Source organism: Sphaerisporangium sp. TRM90804 (assembly GCF_029846175.1).
Lineage (GTDB): Bacteria > Actinomycetota > Actinomycetes > Streptosporangiales > Streptosporangiaceae > Sphaerisporangium.
The window spans coordinates 1-21,523 of sequence record NZ_JARWAC010000003.1 but is presented as its reverse complement, the minus strand read 5'-3'; the positions used below and the strand labels follow the sequence as shown (position 1 = coordinate 21,523).

Here is a 21,523-nt window from a genome sequence, read left to right as displayed (position 1 = left end):
CCCGGCCCGCTTGCCGGGACGCCCACACCCGCCGTCCCGCACCGCGCCCGAGGGGTTGCCGGGCCGTCGTCGCGGGGTTAACCTGACCCTGTGACCAGATTTCAAATCTGGTCACGAGGTCAGCACGGGGACGGGGGCGGGGATGAAACGGGTCGAAGACGTCGACGACGCCGCGGTGCGCGTGCGGCGGGCCGAGCAGATCCTGGACGCCGCCGCCGAGCTGCTGGTGGCCTACGGCTACCGGCGGATCACCATCGACGACGTCGCCCGCCGCGCCGGAGTGGGAAAGGGCACCGTCTACCTGCACTTCGCCTCCAAAGAGGCGCTCTTCCTGACGGTGCTCATGCGCGCGCAGACGACGCTGATCGAGCGCATGCTGAGCGAGATGCGGGCCGACCCCGAGGCCGTCCGCCTCAGCCGCCTGGCGCGCACGGCTTACCTGGCGGTGCAGGAGGAGCCCATCGTCGCGGCGATCGTCACCGGCGACGCCGAGACCCTGGGCGCGCTGACCCGCAGCGCGGCGGTGATCGCCGGGGACCTGATCGCCATGCGCGAGCGCACCGTCGACCACTACTTCCAGACCCTGCGCGAGCACGGCGTCCTCCACTCCGACGTTCCCGCCGACCTGCAACTCCACGCGTTCTCCGCCGTGATGGCGGGCTTCCTGATGGCCGAGCCGCTGGTGCTGCTGAGCACCTCCGGCGTCCACGCCAAGGCCGACATGCTCGCGCATATCGTCCGCTCGTCCTTCGAGCAGCCCGGCGAGCCGGGCGCGGCGGCCCCGCGGATCATCGAGAACCTCCAGCGGCTGCTCGACCGCATCCGTGTGGAGATCGAAAGGCAGAAACTCCACTGACGCCCCGGGAGGGCAATCATGAGCACCTCAGCCGACGACGGCACCGCCACCGGCCTGCCCACGGTTGACTTCATGGATCCCGAGCTGCTGCGGGACCCGTTCAACGGCTACTCCCGCATCCGGGAGCGGAGCCCGCTCGCTCTCGTCCGGCTGTATGGCGAGAACCAGACGGCGCTGCTGGTCACCAGGTACGACGACGTCAAGACCGTGCTGAGCGACACCCGCTTCGTCAACGACCCGGCCGGCGTCCCCGGCATGGAGGTCGGGAACATCCGCGACCAGCTGATCGCGGCCCGGGGCATCGAGCCGGAGTACGCCAAGTACGTCGTCGAGGGCCTCCTGGACGCCGACGGCGCCGAGCACGTGCGGCTGCGCCGGCTGGTGTCGCGCGCCTTCACCGCGCGCCGGGTCGCCGACCTGCGGCCGAGGGTCGAGGCGATCACCGAGAGGCTGCTGGACGAGCTCGGCGCAGCGGCCGAGGACGGCGTGGTCGACCTGATCCGGCACTTCGCCTACCCGCTGCCCATCACCGTCATCTGCGAGCTCGTCGGCATCCCCGAGGAGGACCGCGGGCAGTGGCGCGAGTGGGGCGGTCGGCTCGCCTCGATGACCTCCGACCTTAACGGGCCGTTGCGCGACATGGTGGCCCACATCCAGGAACTCATCGAGCGCCGTCGCGCCACCCCCGCCGACGACCTGCTCACCGGCCTGATCCGCGCCCACGACGAGGACGGCGACCGGCTCGGCGACATCGAGATGATCACGATGGTGCTCACGCTGGTCCTGGCCGGGCACGAGACCACCGCCCACCTGATCGGCAACGGCACCGCCGCCCTGCTCACCCACCCCGACCAGCTCGACCTGCTCCGCAAGGACCCCGCCCTGACGCCCAGGGCGGTCCACGAGCTGATGCGCTGGTGCGGCCCCGTCCACGTCACCCGCATCCGCTACGCCGCCGAGGAAATCCAGATCGGCGAGCACACCCTGCGCAGGGGGGACGCCGTGATGGCGGTCCTGGTCGGCGCCAACTACGACCCCCGCAGGTTCGACGACCCCGAGACGCTGGACATCACCCGCGAGGCCGACGCGGGTCACAAGGAGACCCATGTCGGGTTCGGCGCCGGCCTGCACTACTGCCTCGGCGCGGCGCTGGCCCGCCAGGAGGGCGAGGTCGCCTTCGGGGCGCTGCTGCGCCGCTTCCCCGGCCTCTCCCTGGCCGTCGACCCGGCCGAACTGGAGCGCGAGATGGTCCCCGGCTCCTGGCGCCTGGCACGGCTGCCGGTGCGCCTTTGAGCGAGGAGCCCGCCGCGGGCCGGCGAACCCTTACGGCCCGCCCGCGGTCGGACGGGCCCAACGGGCCCGCCCGCGGCCGTGTACGGTCCGCCGACGGCCGTGTACGGGCCCGCGCGCGGCCGTAGGGCCGCGGTGCCGCCGGCCGGCGGTCTAGCCGAGGGCCGCCAGCCGCCGCACCGCGGCCACGATGGCGACGTTCGGCACCCCTTTGACCAGGTACTCCGCCGCCCCGGCCAGCCGCATCTCCTCGACCACGGCGGAGTCGCCGTAGGCCGAGAACGCCATGACACGGGTCAGGGGCGAGCACCGCCGGATCTCGCGGGCGGCGTGGGCCCCGCCGCCGCGCGGCATCCGCACGTCGAGGATGGCGACGGCCGGCCGGTGCCGTTCGGCGAGCCGGATGGCCTCGTCGGCGTCGCCGGCCATCGCCACCACGGCGAGGTCGGGCTCGGCCTCCAGGACCTCGCGGACGATGTCGCGGATCATCGGCTGGTCGTCGCCGATCAGCACGGTGTGCCTGCCCCGCGGCGTGCTCATCGCGGCAGGTACCTCTCGGCCGACGCTTCGCTGGGCGGCGTGGGCAGCCAGAACCGCACGATGGTGCCGCCGCCGGGCGCCGCCTCCATGCTCCACCAGCCTCCGGCCAGCTCGGCCCGCTCACGCATCTCGATCAGGCCGAAGTGCTCACGCCGGCCCGGCGCGTCGGGGGAGGGGCCGACGCCGTCGTCGGCGACGCCGACGAGCAGGCCCTGGTCGTCCGCCGACAGCGACACCGTCACCGAACTCGCCCGCGCGTGCTTGAGCACGTTGGTCAGGGCCTCCTGGCAGATCCGGTAGACGGTGATCGCGATCTCCGGCGAGGGCTCGCGGCGGAGGTCGTGCCGCAGTTCCCATGTCAGGCCGGCCTCGGCGACGACGTGCGCCAGGTAGGTGGACAACGCCTCGGGCAGCCCCGAGTGGTCGAGCTCCGGCGGGTGCAGGCGGAAGGTCAGGTCGCGCAGCCGGTCGATCGTGGCGCTCACGGTGTCGCCGAGCCGGGACATCGCCTCGGCGTGCTCGGCGGGCAGCCGGTCGGCGATGAGCTGGACGCGCATCCCGAAGGCGACCATGGCCTGGATGGTGTCGTCGTGCACGTCCCAGGCGATGCGCTGCCGCTCGGCCTCCTGCGCGCGGATCAGGTGGGACAGCAGCCTGCCCCGCTCGTCGAGGGCGCGCTCGGCGCTCCGTCGTTCGGTCATGTCGCGGGTGACCTTGCCGAACCCGCGCAGGCTGCCGTCCGCGTCGTACAGGGCGGTGATCACGACGTTGGCCCAGAAGCGGGTGCCGTCCCGGCGCAGGCGCCAGCCCTCGTCCTCCAGCCGTCCGTCGGCGACGGCGAGCTCCAGCTCCGTGCCCGGCTTGTCCGCGGCGATGTCGTCGGGGGGGTAGAACACCGAGAAGTGCCGCCCGATGATCTCGTGGGCGGCGTACCCCTTGATCCGCTCGGCTCCGGCGTTCCAGCTGACGATCCGCCCGCCGGGATCGAGCATGAAGATCGCGTAGTCGACGACGCTCTGCACCAGCAGGCGGAACCGCTCCTCGCTGTCGTACAGCTCGTGCTCGGGGTGGCGCGCTTCAGGCATAGTGCAGCATCGCACGCACGGCTCGGTGTCGGCGAGAAGGGCCATGGCGGGTGGGCGGGCGGGCGGGTGCGGTCGAAAGCTCAGGTCGCGCTCTCACCGGTGACGGCGACCGGGGCGGGCGGGGCCGGAGCGGGTGGGGCCGCGAACTCGCACCACACCACCTTGCCGCCCCGTTGGGGGGAGATGCCCCAGCAGGTGGCGAGCTGGTCGATCACGTGCAGGCCCCACCCGCCGTCGGCGTCAGGCTCACGGGGGCGCGGCAGCTCGGGGCGGGAGTCGGCGACCTCAAGGCGCACCCCCCGCTCCTGGCAGCTCAGGCGCAGCACCGGCGCGCCGGCACCGTGGATCAGGGCGTTCGTCACCAGCTCGCTGACCGCCAGGACGACCATGTCGTGCTCGCCTCGGTAGCCGCACGCCTCCAGGGCCCGGCTGATCACCTGGCGCGCCTCGGTGATGCTGTCCAGGTCCTCCGCGAGCCGACGCTCGACCTCGCACGGCGGTGTCGACTTACCCATCCTCATAATCTCGGGCATCTCTGCCTGTGATCACGAGACGCAGGCATGCCAAACCGCCTGGTGCGAATGCATCAGTCGACCATGCCCTCGGTGCGCGCGATGGCCACGGCCTCCAGCTTCGACCGGGCGCCCAGCTTGTCCAGCACGTGCTGGATGTGGTTGCGTGCGGTGTTGCGCGCCACGCCCAGGCGCTCGCTGATCTGCTCGGTGCTGGCCCCCTCGGCGAGCAGCAGCAGGGTCTCGCGCTCCCGCGCCGTCAGCTTCGAGCCGGAGAACCCCTTGCGTCCGGTCAGCCTGTCCAGGACTCCGGTCAGCAGGGAGGGCGGGAAGACCATTCCGCCGTCGGCGACCTGATGGACCGCCGATTCGAGATCCTGCAGCCGGCCCGACTTGAGCACCAGGCCGGCCCCGCCCGCCTCCGCCACCCGGGTGGCCACCAAGGCGGTCGCCTCGCCGGTCAGCAGGAGCACGCGCACCCCTTCCGCCGCCACCATCAACGGGCCGATGGCCGAGATCCCGTCGCCGTCGGGCAGGCGGCGGTCGAGCAGCACCACGTCGGGCTTGAGCCGGCCGGCGTCGGCCAGCGCCGAGGCGATCGACCCCGCCCTCGCCACCACCTGGATGTGGGCGGTCTGGGCGAGCGCCAGCCCGATGGCCTCCGCCACCATGTCGTGGTCCTCGACCAGCACCACCCGGACCAGCCGCGGCGGTGACGGCTCGAGCGGCGTAGACATGTGACGGCTTCCCCCGGGGCTCGGCAATGCCCCCACCATACTCAGGTCACGGGCCGGGGCGCCCTGCTGGGGCCTGCGCCCGGCGCGGACGCGCGGTCCGATTCACGCGGGAACCACCCGTCCGAATCGCGCCAGACCGGCACCCCGCCCGCGCGCTAGCTTCGTCGTCATCCGAGGAGGCCGCCCGCCCGTCGCCGCACCGCGGCCCGGGGCGGCCCGCGCCGGTTCGCGGACGCTCGTCCCCGACCGGCGGCGATGACGAGGAGACACTGATGGATCTGCAGCTTTCCGGCCGCGTGGCGATCGTCACGGGCGCCTCCCGAGGCATCGGGCTGGCGATCACCCGAACCCTTCTGGAGGAGGGCGCGCACGTCGTGGCGGCCTCCCGCAAGAGCGGGGCCGAGCTGGACGCGCTCGGCGGCCCCCGCCTGGTCCACGTGGCCGTCGACCTGACCGACCCCGCCGCACCCGCCGAGGTGGCGGCCCGGGCCGTGGAGGTCTACGGCGGGGTGGACATCCTGGTGAACAACGCCGGCGGGCCGCCGCCGGGCGTGACGCTGCCGCGGACGTCGTTCATGGACGCCTCGGACGAAGAGTGGCGGGCGGTGCTCGACTTCAACCTGCTCACCGCCGTGCGGGCGGTGCGTGCCGTTGTCCCGCTGATGCTGGAACGGGGCGGCGGCGCGATCGTCAACGTGTCCTCGACGAACGCGCGCCGGCCGTCGCCGATCAACGCCGACTACGGCGCCGCCAAGGCGGCGATGAGCAACCTCACCAAGACGCTGTCTGAGGAGTACGGGCCGCGCGGCATCCGCGTCAACACGGTCTCCCCGGGGGTCACCCGGACGCCGTGGTGGACCGACGAGGGGGGCGTGGCCGACATGCTCGCCGCCAAGGCCGGCATCGGTCGTGACGCGGTGCTCGACACGATGGTGCCGGAGACGACGGGCCTGTCCACCGGACGCATGGCCGAGCCGCAGGAGATCGCCGACGTGGTCGCCCTGCTCGTTTCGCCGCGCTCGGCCAGTACGAACGGCGCCGACTACGTCGTCGACTCCGGAGGCTTGAAGCAGGTCTGAGCCCGGCGCTCGCGCCGGGCGGCGCGTCCGGGTCCCGGCACCGGGCGCGACGGCCCGCTTGATGCCGGGGTGAGGTTCAGCGCTCGCTGTCGAGGTGTCGCATGGACGCGGCGTTGTACCGGTCTCCGGCGGCGGCGCCGGGCGGGATGGCCCGCTCGATGGCCCCGAGGTCGTCGACCGTCAGTTCCAGGCCCTCGGCGCTCAGGGATTCCGACAGGCGAAGCCGGTTGCGGGCGCCGACGACCGGGACGATGTCGGTGCCGCGCGAGGCGACCCAGGCGATGGCCACCTGCGCCACCGTGGCGCCCCGTGCTTCGGCGACCGCGCGCAGCGCCTCGACCAGGTCGAGGTTGCGCCGCAGGTTCTCACCCTGGAAGCGCGGGGAGCTCAGGCGGAAGTCGCCCTCGCCGAGCTCGCGCTCGGGCTTCCAGTGGCCGCTGAGCAGGCCGCGCGACAGCACGCCGTAGGCGGTCACGCCGACGCCGAGCTCGCGGGCGGCCGGCAGCAGGTCACGCTCGATGCCGCGCGACAGCAGGGAGTACTCGATCTGCACGTCCGAGATGGGGTGCACCGCGTACGCGCGCCTGAGCGTCTCGGCCCCGACCTCCGACAGGCCGATGTGGCGGACGTGCCCCTCCTTCACCAGCTCGGCGATGGCGCCGACGGTCTCCTCGACGGGGACCGCGGGGTCCACGCGGGCGGGGCGGTAGACGTCGATGTAGTCGGTGCCGAGCCTGCGCAGGCTGTAGGTGACGAAGTTGCGCACCGCCGCCGGGCGGCCGTCGTAGCCGAGCCAGCCGCGGTCGGGGCCGCGCAGGGCGCCGAACTTGACGCTGATGACGGCGTCGTCGCGTGCCCGGCCGGCCAGCGCGTCGCGCAGCAGCATCTCGTTGGCGCCCATGCCGTAGAAGTCGCCGGTGTCCAGCAGCGTGACGCCGGCGTCGAGCGCGGCGTGGATCGTCGCGATGGACTCGGCGTCGTCGGCGGGGCCGTACAGGTCGGACATCCCCATGAGGCCGAGGCCGATGCCCGAGACGACCGGGCCGGTGGTTCCGAGAGTGCGCGTGTGCATGGTGTCGTCCTTCCGCGTTGCATCAGTGCTAACACTTGGAACATATCATCGATACCGAATCATCGCTACTGATCATCTGTTATCGTTGATGTATGACAGTCGACGCGACCGCGAGCACCCGGGACCGCGTGCTGCGCGCCGCGGCCGACCTGCTGGAGGAGGGCGGCCGGGAGGCCGTCTCCACCCGCGCGGTCAGCGCCGCGGCCGGCGTGCAGGCGCCGACCCTCTACCGCCTGTTCGGCGACAAGGAGGGCCTGCTGGACGCCGTCGCCGCCTACGGCTTCGAGCGCTACCTGGCCGAGAAGGCCGGCGTCGGCGAGTCCGGCGACCCGGTCGACGACCTGCGCCGCGGCTGGGAGACGCACCTGACCTTCGGGCTCTCCCACCCCGCGTTCTACACGCTGATGTACGGCGACGTCAGGCCGGGCGTCACCTCGCCCGCCGCCCGCGAGGCCGCCGCCGTCCTGCGCCGCATGCTCTCGCGCATAGCCGCGGCCGGCCGCCTCAAGATGGACGTCGAACGCGCCGCCCGCCTGACGGAGGCGGCGGGCCGCGGCGTCACCCTCAACCTCATCGAGACCCCGCCCGAGGACCGCGACCCGCACCTGTCCACCCTCACCCGCGACGCCGTCTTCACGGCCATCCTCACCGACCCCCCGGCCTCCGGCCCCGCCCACCCCCGCCCGTCCGACGACGCGATGGCCAGCCACGCCCTGGCCCTGCAGGCGGCCCTGACCGGCAGGAGAACCCCGCTCACCCCCGCCGAGCAGTCCCTCCTGACCGAATGGCTCACCCGCCTGACCCGCTGACCCAGACGCGGGCGCCGTGGTCAGGGGGCGAGGAGGAGGTGGACCAGGGCTGTGGCCCGGTCGGTGCGTTCGATGTGGATCTCCCGGCCCAGGCGGTTCCGGCGGATGAGGCCGGTGCTCTCCAGGCGGTCGCAGTGGTAGGTCAGGGCGTTGGGTGCCTGGCGGGTCACCTTGGCCAGCCTGCCCATGGTGAGGGGGCGGTCGAGGTTGCTGAGGATGGTGGCGCGGACGTCGCCGAGCAGGAGGGCGAGGGGGGCGTCCTTTCCCTGCGGACGCGGTTCGGCCGTCAGGAGGCCGGCGCGCGGGAGGGGGTAGCCGATCCACACCACGTCGGGGCCGTCCAGGTGGCTGACCAGGGCCGTCGGGCCCGAGAGCATCGGCATGAGCACCAGGCGGCGTGAGCCGATGTGGAACCGCTCGGGCTGGCTGTCGGGGAAGCTGAACGCGCCGTCATCGAAGGCGCACTCGTCGTGCAGGCCGTTCAGCACCGCGTCCATGGAGCCCCTGGCCGCGGCGATCGCCACCCGCTCGATCTCGCGGTCCAGCAGCGGCCGGGCGCGCTTCCACACGTCCTCCATCACCGACCACGTCCGCTCCAGCAGGTCGGCGTACCCGTGCAGCCACTCCACCGGCCGGTCGGCCGCGGCGCGCCACTGCGGCGGCGGCTCGTCGCCGACGATGGCCTCCAGTTCGTCGAGCAGCGCCTCGCCGGGCAGGTCGCGCAGCATCTCGACCTGGGTCTCGGCGCCGATGTCGGTGACGGGATCGCCGGGGAACACCAGGTCGGGCACCACGCTGTAGCCGGGGGTCGCCAGGGAGCGCACGATGGGCGCGTCCTTGTCCTCGGCCACCGACCGCACCAGCCCTCGCCACGACTCGGGGGCGCCGCGTTCCCGCCCTCCCAGCGAGTCGGTGATCAACGCGAGCATCGACAGCCCGGGTGCCAGCGTCAGCCCCACCGGCACGCTCAGGGGTCGTTCCACGTTCAGGGTCGTCCGCATCAGACTCCAGTCCACTCCTTGGTCCGATACGAGAAACCTAGCCAGAGATGTGATGTATGCGCGGATTTCGCGGCGTACTTAAACCAGGCTGGTATGGGACCTTTTGCCGGGCGGTGTCCTCGCGATCGCGCTGTGAGCGGGCGGTGAGCGGAATGTGAGCGGCCCTGCCTAGAGTCGGTCATGGCTTCGAGGGATCTCCGGGGATCCCCGAAGCGACGGCGGCGTCGTCGAGGGCGGCGCCGCCGGTGCACGAGGCTCCGGCGCCGACGGGGAACGGCGCTCGGGAGCCGACGGTGCGGGGTCGGCGGGGGCCGGTGTCACGGGGGCCGGTCCCCGCCACCCGGCCGCGTCCAGCTCGGCCGCCAGCTCCTCGCCGCGCCGCCGGGCGTCCTCGGCTCCGTCGCGGTCACCGCAGGCGTCCAGTGCCCGGGCCAGCAGGGGAAGGACGTCCGCCTCGCCGCGGCGGTCCTCGAAGGCGCGTAATCCGGCCGCGGCCTCGTGGAACGCGACGGCCGCGTCCTTCGGGCGCCCCAGTCCGGCGTGCGCGACGCCGATCGTGCGCAGCGCCTCGGCCCGGCGGTACCGGTCGCCCAGCTCGGTGGCGACGGCGAGCGACGCACCGCCGCCGGCCAGCGCCCGCTCGTGGCGCCCGAGCTCGTTGTCGTTCCGCGCGATGTTGTTGAGCGTCTCCGCCTCCAGCCCGCGGTCGCCGCTCTCGCGGGCGATGGCCAGCGCCTCGCCGTGGCAGCGGGCCGAGCGCGCGTGGTCGCCCAGGCGGAAGTGCGCGGCGCCGAGGTCGGCGAGCACCTCGCCCTCCAGGTCGCGGTCGCGGACCCGGCGGGCCGCCGTCAGTGCGTCGCCGTACCGCGCCACCGCCTCGCGCAGCCGCCCCAGCCGGACGTGCGCGCAGGCCAGGTCGACGAGCGCCCAGCCCTCCTCGGCCGTGTCGCCGAGCCGGCGGCTCGCCGTCACCGCCGCCCGGCAGACGTCCACCCACAGCGGCCCCGGCACGTGCACGCCGGCGAAGGGGGCCAGCGCGCGCGCCAGGCGCAGGGCGAGCCCGTGCCACCCCCGCGCGGCGGCGGCCCGGACGGCCGCCACCAGGTTGGCCAGCTCCTCCTCGTACCAGGCGACCGCCTGCTCGGTGCCCGCGAACCGCACCGGGGCGAGCCCGGACGGCGGCGGTTCGGCGGGAAGCGAGCGTCCCCCCGGCGGCAGGTGGTCCGACGCCTGGCGCGCCGCGTGCGCGTACCACTCCATGAGCCGGGCGAGGGCGGGGCCGGGATCCTCCTCGGCCGCCGCCTCGCGCGCCTGCTCGGCGGCGTAGGCGCGCAGCAGGTCGTGGAAGTCGTACCGGCCGGGGGAGCGCGACCGCAGCAGGTGGTCGGCGGTCAGCCGGTCGAGCAGCCGGGCGACGGCCGCGGCGTCGCCGCCGGCCAGCGCCGCGGCGGCGGCCGTGCTGACCTCCGGCCCCGGGTGCAGGCCGAGCAGGCGGAACAGCCGCGCCGCCCTCGGGTTCAGCGCGTGGTAGGTCCAGGAGAACACCGTTCTGAGGTCGGTGTCGTCGCCGTCGCCGGTGTCCAGCGCGGCCAGCCGCGTCCGCTCGTCGCGCAGGTCGCCGACGAGCCTGCCGAGCGGGACGCCGGGGAAGCGGGCGGCGCGCTCGGCGAAGATGCGCAGCGCGAGGGGAAGACGGGCGCAGCGCTCGATGATCTCGGCCACCGCCTCCGGCGCGGACGCGACACGCTCGGTCCCGAGCACCTCGGTCAGCAGCTCGGACGCCTCCTCCGGGCGCATCTGGTCGAGCACCACCCGCCGCGCGCCGTACTGGACGACCAGCCCGCGCAGCTGGTTGCGACTGGTGACGATCATCATGGCGTCCGAGCCGGGCACCAGCGGGCGCACCTGGTCGCTGCCGCCCGCGTTGTCCAGCAGCACCAGGGCGCGCCGGCCGGCCAGCAGCGTGCGGAACAGCGAGGCGCGCTCCTCCAGCCCGGCCGGGACGCGGTCCGCGGGGGTGCCGAGGGCGCGCAGCAGCGTCTCCAGCGCGGCGGCCGGCTCCACCGGCCGCCCGCCGCCGTACCCGCGCAGGTCGAGGTAGAGCTGCCCGCCGGGGAAGGACGCGCGCCTGCGGTGGGCCCAGTGGACGGCCAGCGCCGTCTTGCCCGAGCCCGCCATGCCCTGCAGCGAGACCACCGTGGTGCCGTCCTGGCGGGCCGTGTCCTCCAGCAGCAGGTCCAGCGCGGCGAGCTCGGCCCGCCGCCCGGCGAACCCGGGCACGTCCGGCCGCAGCTGCCGTGGCACCGGCACCGCCGGGACGTCCGCCCGCGAGCCGGCCGGGGCCGCCGGGACGGCGGGCAGGGAGGGGTCGTCGGTGAGGATCGCCTGGTGCAGGGCGCGCAGGGCCGGCCCGGGGTAGACGCCGAGCTCCTCGGCGAGCACCGCGCTCAGCGCGTGATACGCGTGCAGCGCCTCGGCCGGCCGTCCTGCCCGGTGCAGCGCGAGCATCAGGCGCTCCCAGAACGGCTCGCGCAACGGGTGGGCGCGGGTGAGCTCGCGCAGCCGGGGCACCAGCTCGCCGTGCCGCCCCGCGCGCAGGTTCGCGTCCACCCACTGCTCCTGGACCAGCAGCCACTCCTCGACGAGCGGCGCCACCTCGTCCCGGTGCAGCGCCGGGGAGTCGACGTTCGCCAGGACGGGCTCGCGCCACAGCTCGACGGCCCGCGACAGGTGGCCCAGCGCCGACTCCCCGTCACCGGTGGCCAGGGCGTGGCGGGCGGAGGCCGCCAGGTCGCGGAAGAGCGTCAGGTCGAGCGCGCCCGCGCCGGGCTCGACGCGGTACCCGGCGGGTGTGGTGCGCAGGACGTCGCGCACCCCCGGCACGGCCCGCAGCCGGTTGACGTAGGACTGGACGGTCGCCTTCGCGCGGTGCCCGCTTTCGGGCTCCCGGTCCCACAGCCACCGCGCCAGGCGCGCGGCCGGGATGGTCTCGCCGGAGCGCAGCAGCAGCCCGGCGAGCACGACCCGCACCTGGTTGCCCGCCACGGGCACCTCGCGGCCGTCCGCGAAGACGGCCAGCGGCCCGAGCACCCGGAAGGCCACGGCCTCTGACGTCGTCATCCGCCGCCCCCGATCGTGTGCCCGCGTGCCCCCCCGGCACGATGCGCATGCTCCACCCCGAGCGTGCACACCACTACATATCGCGAAACATGCCGATATGTCACCGAATCGGCCGACCGGATAGGCCGGGGGAGGCGGGCGCCGGGTCCTCGCCGGCGGGCGGCAGGGTCAGGCCAGGTCGCCGACGTAGAAGCGGATGCCCTGGTCGTCGGTGCACTCGGCCGTCACGCCGTACGGCATGCGCTCGGGCTCGGTGCTCGTGCCGCCCAGGGAACGCACCCGGGCCACGGCCTCGTGCGTGTCGGCGACCGCGTACATCGGCACGACGGCCGCGCGCTCCCGGCCGCCCAGCAGGCCGGTCATCGGGCGCAGCTCCGCGCCCCCGACGTGCACCTGCCACCCGTCCTCGACGTTGCCGGGCCGGAACTCCCAGCCGAACACCTCGCCGTAGAAGGCGCGGGCGCGGGCGGCGTCGGGGACCTCCACCGTCAGGTACGCCAGCTCGCCGGGCTCCGCGCCGTCCGGCGCCAGCCCCTCCCCGGCGTCCTCGTACACGCCGAAGCCCAGCCCCTGGTCGTCGGCGCAGGTCGAGATCAGCCCGTACGGGCGCCGTGCCGGCTCCTCGGCCCGGCCCCCGGCCTCGCGGACGCGCCGCACGGCGTCGTGGACGTCGTCCACCTGGTAGCAGGCCCACAGCGTGCGTGTCTCCTGGCCGCCCCAGATGCCGTGGGACGGCACCACGCCGGCGACCTCGCGGCCCTGGGGGGAGGCGCCGGGCGTGTACCGCCAGCCGAGCACCTCCTGGTAGAACGAGGCGGCCCGTCCGGCGTCCGGAACCTGAAGTGTCACGTATCCGACGTCTCCGTGGCGAAGCCGTGTCTGTGTCCGCATGGTCTGTCCTCTCACATCGTCGAGCAGCGCCCGCTCCACGCGGGCGCGCAGTCGCGCGGCGAAGCGCGGGTCGGGGTCGAGCGGCATGGCCGGGTCCCAGAGGGCCTCGAAGGGGTCAGACATCGCGGCCCTCCCTCCTCTCGTAGGCCTCACGGAAGGCCTTCCTGGCCCGCACGAGCAGCGTCTCGGTGGCGTGGACGGTGCGGTCGAGCAGCCGCGCCACCTCCGGGACGGGCAGGCCGTCCAGGTAGCGCAGGATCAGCGCGCCGCGATGGTGCGGGCCGAGCTCGCCGAGCACCTCACGGGCCACCATGGCGTCGAGCCGGGCGTCCCACGGGTCCTCGTGCTCGTGGGCCTGCCCGTGGACGACCCGCAGCCCGCGCTGCTCCCGCTCGGCGCGCCGCCAGTGGTCGACGAGCTTGTTGCGCGCCACGCCGACGAGCCAGGCGGTGCTCAGCTGGGGCGGCGGCCGCTTGCGCACGGCCTCCACCGCCGCCAGGAACACCTCGGCGGTCAGGTCCTCGGCCAGCGAGCGCTGCCCGCACCGCGACAGCAGGTAGCCGTAGACCTCCGGCAGCGCCGCGTCGTACAACGCGAGCAGCGCCGCCCGGGGATCTGGCTCCACACCCGCCGGTAACCTCACGCTCTCTCCATCGCCCGGCACCCCCGAACTCCGACGGGGCGGCGCCGACTTTTTCGGCGAGCGTCGACGGCATGCCGCTGCGGACCCTCGACGGACGAGCGTCCTCCTGCCCCCTCCGGGCCCGGCCTACCCCACGAACACGAAGGAGGCGAAGCCCCTCCCGGCGCGCGACGAGGCCACCCGGCGAAGCTACAGGGGCGTGACCCTGGACCTGCTGGAGGCCGTGCGCCTGGTCAGCAGGACGCCCAGGGCGACCATCACGATCCCCATGACGAAGTGCAGCCAGTTGTCCGCGGCGTTCATCGGGACGAAGTTGGCCGCGCTCTCCCGGCCGACGAGCATGCCGTAGATCCACAGCAACAGGGTGATGACGCCGCCCCAGATGAGGTAGTTGCGGGCCCCCGTCCAGGTGCGGGCCAGCGCCACCCCGGCGACGCCGAGCAGCAGGTGCACGATGTTGTGCAGGACCGACACCTGGAACACGCCCAGCAGGTGGGCGTCCGACCCGGGTCCGGCGAACCTCATGGCGCCGTAGTCGGTGGTGACCCCGGGAATGAACCCGAGCACCCCGAGCACGAGAAAGATGATGCCGAAGATCAGCGCAGCCATCTGCACCGGCGTTCGGGTGGCCTCACGCGCGTGCGCACTCATGAGCGCCCTCCCCTGAAGTGATGAATAAGTGGCTACTTGCCGAATTCCCTGCGTATGACGGTGTTTACCGGTCACTCACACAAAGACTCCTGAAAACCGGTCCCCCGCCGCGCGCCCCGGGCACAAGCGGGGGGCGCGGCGGGGGAGGTGGCGACCGAGGCCGCGCGAGCGGTCAGCGGTGGGTGCGGACGGGACGGATCCGGATCACCGCCGGCATGTGCTCCCATTCCAGCGCCTGGCGCAGCCGGGTCACGCCGCGCTCCGCGCGGCGGGCGGAGCCGGCGGGGTCGGCGTCCTCCGGAAGCGTGACGTCCAGCGCCAGCCGGGGCGCGGACGGCGCGCCGGAGAACGTCGCGTGCGCCAGCTCGCCGTGCGGGCCTTCGCGCAGGTCGTCCTCGATGGCCCCGGCGGCGGTGCGCGCGCCGAGGCGGGTGGTGCCGTGGCCGGTGTCGTGCTCCAGGTCGAGGAAGCGCACGGCCTCCCTCCGGGCCTGGATGACCAGCCACCGGAGCGCCAGCAGCAACACGATCAGCCCCAGCAGCGCCAGCGCGGGCCAGAACCAGGCCGCGTTCGCCGCCGTGAACTCGCCCGCCGCCGGAGTGACCACCCTCTGGTGGGCGGGCCCGAGCAGGCCCAGCCCACGCGCCAGCCCCGCCGCGCCCACCACCGTGAGCACCAGCCCGGTCAGCGTCAGCCCCACCCGGTTCACCCGTCCGGTACGGTCGCCCACCGCTCTCTCCTCCTCGCCGATTCAGTCTCTTCGCCGCACGACGACGTTGACGGGCGGGGGACGGAACGGTTCGAGCTCCCGCAGGCGCGCGGTGACCGTCTCGGTAACCCGTGCGGACAGGTCGCCCGGGTCGCGCAGCGGCGTGTCGACGACGACCCGCACGCGGCGGCCCATCTGGACGCGGGCCCGCGAGACGCCGTCCACGCGGGTCGCGACGGCGGTCAGGTGGCGGCGCAGCCCGGGACGGGAGATGCCGACCACCGAACGCGGGTCCGCCGAGGCCAGCGGGATCAGGCGGGGGCGTCCGGCCGTCAGCCCGGACCCGAGCAGCACCAGGCCGAGCAGGAGCGCGACGGCGCTGGTCGTCAGCATCGCGGGGGCGTCCCAGTACATCCGGCCGAACCCGGCCAGCCACGACAGGGACGGCAGCGCCGCCCGGCGGCCCGCCATGGCCGCCACCGCGCCGACCACGGTCGGGATGGCGGCGGCGGCCAGCAGGATCGCGGCGATCGTCGCGGGCACGGTCCGCCGCGGCCGGAAGGCGCGCACCGCGGCCCGGCGGTGCTCCCGGTCGCGGATCACCGTCCCGCCCCCGTCGTGCCCCCGGGGGGCCGTGTCGTCCTCGGCGACGGGCATGGGCCCGGTCGGGGCGTCCATCTCCTCGTCCCGCGCGTCCGCGCCGGCCCAGCCGCGGCTCGCGTCGTGCTCCCGGGCCGGGACGTCGTGGCCGGTGCCGGCCGGGTCCGGGCCGGTCGTCCAGGTGGGGCCCTGGACGGTCGGCTCCTGGCCGGGGCGTTCGGACGGGTCGCGGTCGGGTGTGGTCATCGCACGTGCCTTTGCTCCTCTTCGGGGTGGACGAGGCGCCTGACGACGACGTCCACCTGCCGCGCGTCCAGGCCCGTCAGCTCGCGGACCCGGCCGGCGACGCTCTCGCGCACGCGCCGCGCCACCTGGCGGACCGGCGCCGGGTAGACCACCGACACCGCCACCCGCACGATGGCCACCTGACCGATGATCTTCGCGTGGACCTCCGGCTCCTCGCCGCCGCGCGGCACGCCCAGCAGCCGCCGCGCGGCCCCGCCGGTGTCGCGCACCTCGGCGGCGGCGCTCGCGGCGACGCGCTCCACCACGCGGTCGCTGATCCGGGTGTGCCCCCGCTCTTCCGGGGGCCCCGGGGCGCCGTCCGGTGCCGGAGCGGCGCCGGAACCGCCGGGGAGGCGTGCTGTGGCTTCCGTGCTCACGTACGCCTCCGCCCGCCCAGCATGCCGCTCATGTCGAGATCTCCGACCATCGCGCGGCCGACGAGGAAGCCCAGCACGCTGAGCACCAGCACGACGAGGAACACGGTCAGGCCGCCGAACGCGACGGCGAACCCCAGGGCCGTGCCCCAGAGCAGGCCTATCGCCGGCCACATGCGTGATTCGTCCATATCGCTCACCTTCCCCTGGATCGGAATAGCGGACCGCCGGCTGTCGTAGATCACTGACGACCGTGCGCGATCACGCGTCCGAGGGTCTGCCGCCCTCCCGCGGAAGGCGGACGTCTTGGATGTGCACGTGGATCGGCATGCCGGGGGCCAGTGGCGTGACCGACGCCCGTATCTGCCCGGCGATCTCGGCCAGCGGCGGCCCGTAGCGCGCGACCACCGCGACCCGCACCTGCCCCTCGCCGACCGACACGCCCGCGACCGTGCGGCCCGGCAGGTGGGTGGCCACCACCCCGCCCTTGAGCGAGGCCACCCCCGGGCAGGCGGTCACCGCGTCGGCGATGCGTTCGGCCAGGCCTCCGGTCTCGGCGGCGTTCCCCCCGTGCCCGGCCTCGGTCTGCGGCCCCTGCTCGGCGACGGGCGCCGGCTCGGCCGCGCTCTTCGGCGCGGGCCCGGACGCGGCCTCCGCCGCCCGCGGATCCGCCTTCGCGGCACGGCCGGCGGCCGTCGCCGGGGAGGCGGTCTCGCGAGAACGGGTGCCGCGGGAAGCGCCGCCCGATGCGCCTGATCCGCCGGGACCGGAAGGGGCGCCGCTCGCCGCGCCGGTGTTCCGCGGGCCCGCGCCCGGCACGTCGCCGCCCGGCACGTCGCCGCCCGGCACGTCGCCGCCCGGCGCGCCGGTGCGGGGGACGCGCTTCGGGGTGCCCGGGGTCTGGTTCATCGGACCCGGGACGCCTGCGGCTCGGGAGGCGGCTCCTCGCCGGGCAGGTGCAGGTCGTCGACGACGATGTTGACCTCCGTGACCTCCAGCCCGCACAGCTTCTCGATCGCGTCGATCACGTTGCGGCGGATGCCGGCGGCCAGGTCGGGGATGGACACGCCGTACTCGGCGATCACGTTGAGGTCGGCCGCCGCCTGGGTCTCGCCCACCTCGACCGCGACGCCCTGGGTGACGGTCGTCCCCGTGCCCCCGCCCAGGCGTTCGCGTACCGCGCCCAGCGCCCGGCCCATCCCGGCCCCCAGCGCGTAGACGCCGGACACCTCGCGGGCCGCCATGCCCGCGACCTTGGCGACCACCACGTCGGCGATCGTCGTCCTGCCCCGCCCGCTTTCGAGCGACGACGGCCCGTCACGGGTCCCCGTCCCCGGCACCGGCCGGGTGGTCTCGTTCCTCTGTTGTGTGCTCACCTTGTCGCCCCCGTTCCAGCGGCGCTTCTCCCGCGCCGCCGAAGCCCGAAATAGGAAGGCACCGGTGGAGTTCTTCTCCCATCCCCGAGAGGGAGATATGCACCATTTTAACCTGTTTGTCGGGTTTTCGCTCGGGGGTGGCCGGATGTTTTCAGCTGTCGGCGGCCGCCGTCACCGCTCCGTCCCAACGGCCCATCAGGTCCCGGTAAAGGGGTGAGGCGTCCACCATCTCGTCATGCGTCCCGGCCTGCGCGCGGGCGCCGTCCATGACGAGCACCCGCCGCGCGCGCAGGGCCGACGTCAGCCGGTGCGCGATGACGATGAGCGTGCCGTCGCGGCGGGCGAACGCCTCCTCCGCCCGCGCCTCCGCGGCGGGGTCGAGGTGACAGGTGGCCTCGTCGAGCAGGACGAGCCGGGCGGGGGACAGGTAGGCCCTGGTCAGCGCGATGAGCTGGCGTTCACCCGAGGACAGCTCCGAGGGGTCCACCGGCGCGGAGCACCCGCCGAGCCTTCGGGCGAGGGCGGTCATGCCGACCTCGTCGATCGCCTTCTCGACGTCGGCGTCGGAGGCGCCGTCCGCCAGGTACCTCAGGTTCTCGCCCAGCGTGCCCCGGAAGACGTACGCCTCCTGCGGGATGAGCACGCGGGTACGGCACAGCGCGGCCCGGTCGAGCTCCTCCACCGGCACCCCGCCGATCAGGACGCGCCCCTCGGCCGGCCGCAGGAGCCCGGCCACCAGGGCCGCCATCGTGGACTTGCCGATCCCGCTCGGCCCGACGACGGCGAGGTGCTCCCCCTCCCTGACGACCAGGTCGAGGCCGTCGACGACCGGGTCGGCGCCCGGGCCGTAGGCGAACGTGACGCCGCGCAGCCGCAGCAGCGTCCCCGGGGGCGCCGCCCCCCGCTCCCGGGGCTCGGGGAGGCGGTGCGCGCTCGTCGTCAGGATGCGCTCCAGCGCCACCATCAGCCGCACGCCGTTGACCCCCACCCCCTGGACGAGGCTGCCCAGCGCGGGCGTGAGCGACTGCGCCACGTACGTGAGCGTGCCGAGCACGACCCCGGCGGTCGCCCCGTCGCGCACCAGTGAGGGCGTCGCGGCCAGGACGAGCAGGATGGGCAGCCAGCCGCCCACCGCCAGCGAGATCGTGCGCACCGCGGTCAGGCGCGCGAGCCCCCGCGTCGCCCGGGCCTGGCGGTCGACGGCCACGCCGACCACGGCCGCCGTGCCGTCCTCGGCGCCGCACGCCGCGACGTCCCGCAGGCCCTCCACCATGGAGGCCAGGGACGACGCCGTGCGCTCCTCGGCGAGGATCGCCTCCCGCTGCCGCACGGCCATGGCGGGCAGGGAGACCAGGAACAGCGCGAGCCCCGCGACCAGGGGCAGCAGCACCAGCGGCAGGGCGGCGCCCATCAGCGACAGCACGCCGAGCACCACGCCCACCACCGAGAACACGAAGGATCGCACCACCGCGATCACGGCGCCGAAGGAGTCCCTGGCCAGCTCGACCTGACGGTTCAGCCGGGACACCGCCGCGGTGTCCGGCCCCCGCCCGGTGGTCGCGGCCCCGTGCAGCGCGCCGGTGACGATGTGGGTGAGCAGGTCGTCGCGGAACGGCTCCACGATGCCGGCGATGGACAGCAGCACCTGCCGCGCGCCGATCGCGGCGGCGACCCAGGCGCCCGCGAGCATCAGCAGCCACCCGAGGCCGGTCATCGGGTCACGGGCCGCGAACCCGTCGTCCAGCGCGTGCGCGATGGCGTAGCCGGACAGGAACGACGGCGCCATCTCCGCGAACGACCAGCCGAGCAGCCGCGCCAGGTGACGGGGCCGCGCCCGCAGCGCCCGCCACAGCACCTCCCGCACCCCTGCCTCCGGCCCGACGCCGGTGGGCGGGGCGGTCATGCCCGCACCAGGTGCCCGGCGCCGGGTTCGGCGACCTGGAAGACGGCGCGGTAGCCGGGGTCCTGCCACAGGACCTCGTGCGGGCCGCAGCCCCGCACGCGGCCCTCGTCCAGCCACACGACCAGGTCGGCGCGGGCCGCCGTCGTGGCCCTGTGCGCCACGATGAGCCGGGTGCGGTCGCGCAGCTCCTCGGTGAGCGCGCGGGCCACCTGGTACTCGGTGACGGTGTCCAGGCTGGAGGTCGCGTCGTCGAGGACCAGCAGCCGGCCCCCGTGGGCGAACGCCCTGGCCAGGCCGACGCGCTGGCGCTCGCCCCCCGACATCGGCGCCTCGTCCGGCGCGGTGTCGTAGGCGCGGGGCAGCTTGCGGATGAACGGGTCGGCCGCCGCCGCGACGGCCGCGGCCCTCGCCGCCCGCTCCGAGCGCCCCACCGCGATGGCCTCGCCCAGCGTGGAGCCGAACAGGACCGGGCGCTCGAACGCGTAGCCCACGGCCGCGCGCAGCGCCGCGCGGCTCAGCCGCGACAGCGGCACCCCGTCGAGCAGCACCTCGCCCAGGTCGGGGTCGGCCAGCCGGCCGGCCACGGCGGCGAGCAGCGACTTGCCGCTCCCGGAGCGTCCCACCACGGCGACGGCCGCGCCCCCCGGAACGACCAGGTCGACGTCGCGCAGGACGGGCTGCCCGTCCACGCACACGGTGACCGCCCGGAACTCCAGTCTCCCCGCCCGGCCGCCGGTACGCTCGTGCGGCCCCCCGGAGCCGTCGGGGGCGGGCAGCTCGTGTGTGCCGTAGGCGACGGCGGGGTGGTGCAGGACCTCCTGGACGCGGCGGGCGGCCGAACGGGCGCGGCCGAGCCTGTTGAGGTAGCCCAGCGCCGCGCCGATGCCCGCGCCGAGCACCGCGTACCGCGCCGCGGCGAAGAGCTGCCCGGCGGTCAGCTCGCCCGCGGCGAGCCGGAACCCGCCCACGCCGAGCACCGCGATCTCCAGCAGGGGCACGACGATGGCGGCCTGCACGCCCGCGCGGGCGTTGACCCGCCACAGGGCCATGCCGTGGGCCCGCAGCCGCGGCAGCGGGGCCAGCACTCGCCCGGCCTCCAGCTCCTCGGTGCCGGCGGCCGCGATGGTGCGCGCGCCGGACAGCGCGTCGATCAGACGCGTGGCAAGGTCGCTCTGGGCCTCCTGGTAGCCGCCCGACACGGCCGTCGTCTCGCGCAGGAACGCGCGCAGCACGACGGCGATCACCGCCAGGCCCACGGAGAAGGCCACGGCCAGCCAGGGGTCGATCAGCGCGAGCGCGATCAGGGAGCCGAACGCCGGCACGAGCAGGGCCATGGCCGTGATCAGGGCCTCGGGGGCCGCGCCCGCCTCCTCGGCGTTGGATCCGGCGCGGGTGACCAGGTCACCGGGGGGGAAGCGGCGGGAGACGGCGGGACCGCCCGCCAGAACGTGCCCCACCACCCGCCGGCGCAGCCACCGCGCGGCCTGCGCGCCGCCCGAGCCCGCGGCCAGGACGGCCACCGCGTCGCACACCACGACGGTCGCGACGAGCACCGCGCAGACGAGCAGGGCGTTCCCCGGCTCGGCGCCGGGCTTGACCAGGACGTCCACCGCGTGCCCGAGGGCGCCGGGGAGCAGCAGCTCGACCACGGCGCCGGTCAGCGCGGTGACGGCGTACACCGCCGGCCACCGGCCGCTGCGGCGGAGCACCTGCAGAAGCAGGCCGTCCGCCGTCTGGGGGGAGGGTCCGGAGCCGGTCACCTGGCCGCCCCGCGTCCGGGTGCCCGACATCGCAAAGGTTTCCTTCCACTCGCTTGAGGGAACGAACAAGCCTGGAGCGGCCGGTCGAGGGCCGCCCCAGGCTTTGTCACATGTCAGCCGCAGAGGATGCTCAGGCTGCTGTTCTCGTGGGGGGTGCACCCGACGAGGCTCAGGTTGGAGCCGCCACCGCCGCCGCCGGTGGGAACGTCCATGTTCTGCAGGTCGAGAAG

General features: G+C 74.7%; 23 protein-coding genes. 4 read left to right on the top strand and 19 right to left on the bottom strand.

The window, feature by feature from the left end:
* Positions 1 to 142 precede the first annotated feature (142 nt).
* Together PYR91_RS03315 and PYR91_RS03310 are read left to right on the top strand one after the other, a co-directional pair.
* Positions 143 to 856, top strand: coding sequence for a helix-turn-helix domain containing protein (locus PYR91_RS03315; RefSeq protein WP_279777411.1), 714 nt, complete (start codon positions 143 to 145; stop codon positions 854 to 856).
* 18 nt (positions 857 to 874) lie between these two features.
* Complete coding sequence (locus tag PYR91_RS03310; RefSeq protein WP_279777410.1) at positions 875 to 2,149, top strand: cytochrome P450; 1,275 nt, start codon at positions 875 to 877, stop codon at positions 2,147 to 2,149.
* A 150-nt stretch (positions 2,150 to 2,299) separates the two neighbouring features.
* Here the strand turns inward: PYR91_RS03310 and PYR91_RS03305 are convergent, their stop codons facing one another.
* The 4 genes from PYR91_RS03305 to PYR91_RS03290 all read right to left on the bottom strand — a co-directional run bounded on the left by PYR91_RS03305 (position 2,300) and on the right by PYR91_RS03290 (position 5,020).
* A complete protein-coding gene (locus PYR91_RS03305; RefSeq protein WP_279777409.1) occupies positions 2,300 to 2,686 on the bottom strand; it encodes a response regulator transcription factor in 387 nt (128 codons plus the stop codon).
* Entirely contained in the window at positions 2,683 to 3,771 is a 1,089-nt protein-coding gene (locus PYR91_RS03300) for a PAS domain S-box protein (RefSeq protein WP_279777408.1), read from the bottom strand. Before PYR91_RS03300 ends, PYR91_RS03305 begins: the two co-directional genes overlap by 4 nt.
* Positions 3,772 to 3,851: 80 nt before the next feature.
* The gene (locus PYR91_RS03295; RefSeq protein WP_279777407.1) at positions 3,852 to 4,286 is read right to left on the bottom strand and encodes an ATP-binding protein; all 435 of its coding nucleotides are present in this window, start codon (positions 4,284 to 4,286) and stop codon (positions 3,852 to 3,854) included.
* Between the two features lie 71 nt (positions 4,287 to 4,357).
* Positions 4,358 to 5,020, bottom strand: coding sequence for a response regulator transcription factor (locus PYR91_RS03290; RefSeq protein WP_279777406.1), 663 nt, complete (start codon positions 5,018 to 5,020; stop codon positions 4,358 to 4,360).
* A gap of 272 nt (positions 5,021 to 5,292) precedes the next feature.
* Here PYR91_RS03290 and PYR91_RS03285 point away from each other — a divergent pair, with 272 nt between their 5' ends.
* On the top strand, positions 5,293 to 6,099 hold the full coding sequence (locus PYR91_RS03285; RefSeq protein WP_279777405.1) for an SDR family NAD(P)-dependent oxidoreductase: 807 nt from the start codon (positions 5,293 to 5,295) through the stop codon (positions 6,097 to 6,099).
* A 76-nt stretch (positions 6,100 to 6,175) separates the two neighbouring features.
* Here the strand turns inward: PYR91_RS03285 and PYR91_RS03280 are convergent, their stop codons facing one another.
* Entirely contained in the window at positions 6,176 to 7,171 is a 996-nt protein-coding gene (locus PYR91_RS03280) for an aldo/keto reductase (RefSeq protein WP_279777404.1), read from the bottom strand.
* Positions 7,172 to 7,263: 92 nt separating this feature from the next.
* Here PYR91_RS03280 and PYR91_RS03275 point away from each other — a divergent pair, with 92 nt between their 5' ends.
* A complete protein-coding gene (locus PYR91_RS03275; protein ID WP_279777403.1) occupies positions 7,264 to 7,980 on the top strand; it encodes a TetR/AcrR family transcriptional regulator in 717 nt (238 codons plus the stop codon).
* Positions 7,981 to 8,000: 20 nt separating this feature from the next.
* Here PYR91_RS03275 and PYR91_RS03270 read toward each other — a convergent pair whose 3' ends face one another.
* From PYR91_RS03270 to PYR91_RS03205, 14 genes are all read right to left on the bottom strand, one after another.
* Complete coding sequence (locus PYR91_RS03270; RefSeq protein WP_279777402.1) at positions 8,001 to 8,981, bottom strand: winged helix-turn-helix domain-containing protein; 981 nt, start codon at positions 8,979 to 8,981, stop codon at positions 8,001 to 8,003.
* Positions 8,982 to 9,149: 168 nt separating this feature from the next.
* The gene (locus PYR91_RS03265) at positions 9,150 to 12,101 is read right to left on the bottom strand and encodes a BTAD domain-containing putative transcriptional regulator (RefSeq protein ID WP_279777401.1); all 2,952 of its coding nucleotides are present in this window, start codon (positions 12,099 to 12,101) and stop codon (positions 9,150 to 9,152) included.
* A gap of 168 nt (positions 12,102 to 12,269) precedes the next feature.
* A complete protein-coding gene (locus PYR91_RS03260) occupies positions 12,270 to 13,115 on the bottom strand; it encodes a VOC family protein (RefSeq protein WP_279777400.1) in 846 nt (281 codons plus the stop codon).
* On the bottom strand, positions 13,108 to 13,617 hold the full coding sequence (locus PYR91_RS03255; protein WP_279777399.1) for an RNA polymerase sigma factor: 510 nt from the start codon (positions 13,615 to 13,617) through the stop codon (positions 13,108 to 13,110). Before PYR91_RS03255 ends, PYR91_RS03260 begins: the two co-directional genes overlap by 8 nt.
* 207 nt (positions 13,618 to 13,824) lie before the next feature.
* Complete coding sequence (locus PYR91_RS03250; protein WP_279777398.1) at positions 13,825 to 14,286, bottom strand: DUF4383 domain-containing protein; 462 nt, start codon at positions 14,284 to 14,286, stop codon at positions 13,825 to 13,827.
* Between the two features lie 172 nt (positions 14,287 to 14,458).
* The gene (locus tag PYR91_RS03245; protein WP_279777397.1) at positions 14,459 to 15,016 is read right to left on the bottom strand and encodes an alkaline shock response membrane anchor protein AmaP; all 558 of its coding nucleotides are present in this window, start codon (positions 15,014 to 15,016) and stop codon (positions 14,459 to 14,461) included.
* Between the two features lie 21 nt (positions 15,017 to 15,037).
* Complete coding sequence (locus tag PYR91_RS03240; RefSeq protein WP_279777396.1) at positions 15,038 to 15,841, bottom strand: DUF6286 domain-containing protein; 804 nt, start codon at positions 15,839 to 15,841, stop codon at positions 15,038 to 15,040.
* The gene (locus PYR91_RS03235) at positions 15,838 to 16,257 is read right to left on the bottom strand and encodes an Asp23/Gls24 family envelope stress response protein (RefSeq protein WP_279777395.1); all 420 of its coding nucleotides are present in this window, start codon (positions 16,255 to 16,257) and stop codon (positions 15,838 to 15,840) included. Before PYR91_RS03235 ends, PYR91_RS03240 begins: the two co-directional genes overlap by 4 nt.
* Complete coding sequence (locus PYR91_RS03230; RefSeq protein WP_279777506.1) at positions 16,254 to 16,445, bottom strand: hypothetical protein; 192 nt, start codon at positions 16,443 to 16,445, stop codon at positions 16,254 to 16,256. The genes PYR91_RS03235 and PYR91_RS03230 overlap by 4 nt, the downstream gene beginning before the upstream one ends.
* Before the next feature lie 70 nt (positions 16,446 to 16,515).
* Positions 16,516 to 17,163, bottom strand: coding sequence for a hypothetical protein (locus PYR91_RS03225; RefSeq protein ID WP_279777394.1), 648 nt, complete (start codon positions 17,161 to 17,163; stop codon positions 16,516 to 16,518).
* The gene (locus PYR91_RS03220) at positions 17,160 to 17,594 is read right to left on the bottom strand and encodes an Asp23/Gls24 family envelope stress response protein (protein WP_279777505.1); all 435 of its coding nucleotides are present in this window, start codon (positions 17,592 to 17,594) and stop codon (positions 17,160 to 17,162) included. Before PYR91_RS03220 ends, PYR91_RS03225 begins: the two co-directional genes overlap by 4 nt.
* 187 nt (positions 17,595 to 17,781) lie before the next feature.
* Positions 17,782 to 19,533 (bottom strand): ABC transporter ATP-binding protein, encoded by a 1,752-nt coding sequence (locus tag PYR91_RS03215; RefSeq protein WP_279777393.1) that lies wholly within the window; start codon positions 19,531 to 19,533, stop codon positions 17,782 to 17,784.
* On the bottom strand, positions 19,530 to 21,323 hold the full coding sequence (locus PYR91_RS03210; protein WP_279777392.1) for an ABC transporter ATP-binding protein: 1,794 nt from the start codon (positions 21,321 to 21,323) through the stop codon (positions 19,530 to 19,532). The genes PYR91_RS03215 and PYR91_RS03210 overlap by 4 nt, the downstream gene beginning before the upstream one ends.
* Positions 21,324 to 21,406: 83 nt before the next feature.
* Positions 21,407 to 21,514 carry a SapB/AmfS family lanthipeptide gene (locus PYR91_RS03205; RefSeq protein WP_279777504.1) on the bottom strand — a complete coding sequence of 36 codons (108 nt, stop codon included), beginning with the start codon at positions 21,512 to 21,514 and terminating at the stop codon, positions 21,407 to 21,409.
* Positions 21,515 to 21,523: the final 9 nt, after the last annotated feature.

Coding starts and splice junctions, on each gene's coding strand:
- PYR91_RS03305 (WP_279777409.1), bottom strand. CDS start 2,686: ATGAGCACGCCGCGGGGCAGGCACACCGTGCTGATCGGCGACGACCAG.
- PYR91_RS03260 (WP_279777400.1), bottom strand. CDS start 13,115: ATGTCTGACCCCTTCGAGGCCCTCTGGGACCCGGCCATGCCGCTCGAC.
- PYR91_RS03300 (WP_279777408.1), bottom strand. CDS start 3,771: ATGCCTGAAGCGCGCCACCCCGAGCACGAGCTGTACGACAGCGAGGAG.
- PYR91_RS03315 (WP_279777411.1), top strand. CDS start 143: ATGAAACGGGTCGAAGACGTCGACGACGCCGCGGTGCGCGTGCGGCGG.
- PYR91_RS03230 (WP_279777506.1), bottom strand. CDS start 16,445: ATGGACGAATCACGCATGTGGCCGGCGATAGGCCTGCTCTGGGGCACG.
- PYR91_RS03310 (WP_279777410.1), top strand. CDS start 875: ATGAGCACCTCAGCCGACGACGGCACCGCCACCGGCCTGCCCACGGTT.
- PYR91_RS03270 (WP_279777402.1), bottom strand. CDS start 8,981: ATGCGGACGACCCTGAACGTGGAACGACCCCTGAGCGTGCCGGTGGGG.
- PYR91_RS03210 (WP_279777392.1), bottom strand. CDS start 21,323: ATGTCGGGCACCCGGACGCGGGGCGGCCAGGTGACCGGCTCCGGACCC.
- PYR91_RS03225 (WP_279777394.1), bottom strand. CDS start 17,163: ATGAACCAGACCCCGGGCACCCCGAAGCGCGTCCCCCGCACCGGCGCG.
- PYR91_RS03250 (WP_279777398.1), bottom strand. CDS start 14,286: ATGAGTGCGCACGCGCGTGAGGCCACCCGAACGCCGGTGCAGATGGCT.
- PYR91_RS03295 (WP_279777407.1), bottom strand. CDS start 4,286: ATGGGTAAGTCGACACCGCCGTGCGAGGTCGAGCGTCGGCTCGCGGAG.
- PYR91_RS03265 (WP_279777401.1), bottom strand. CDS start 12,101: ATGACGACGTCAGAGGCCGTGGCCTTCCGGGTGCTCGGGCCGCTGGCC.
- PYR91_RS03240 (WP_279777396.1), bottom strand. CDS start 15,841: ATGACCACACCCGACCGCGACCCGTCCGAACGCCCCGGCCAGGAGCCG.
- PYR91_RS03275 (WP_279777403.1), top strand. CDS start 7,264: ATGACAGTCGACGCGACCGCGAGCACCCGGGACCGCGTGCTGCGCGCC.
- PYR91_RS03285 (WP_279777405.1), top strand. CDS start 5,293: ATGGATCTGCAGCTTTCCGGCCGCGTGGCGATCGTCACGGGCGCCTCC.
- PYR91_RS03215 (WP_279777393.1), bottom strand. CDS start 19,533: ATGACCGCCCCGCCCACCGGCGTCGGGCCGGAGGCAGGGGTGCGGGAG.
- PYR91_RS03290 (WP_279777406.1), bottom strand. CDS start 5,020: ATGTCTACGCCGCTCGAGCCGTCACCGCCGCGGCTGGTCCGGGTGGTG.
- PYR91_RS03280 (WP_279777404.1), bottom strand. CDS start 7,171: ATGCACACGCGCACTCTCGGAACCACCGGCCCGGTCGTCTCGGGCATC.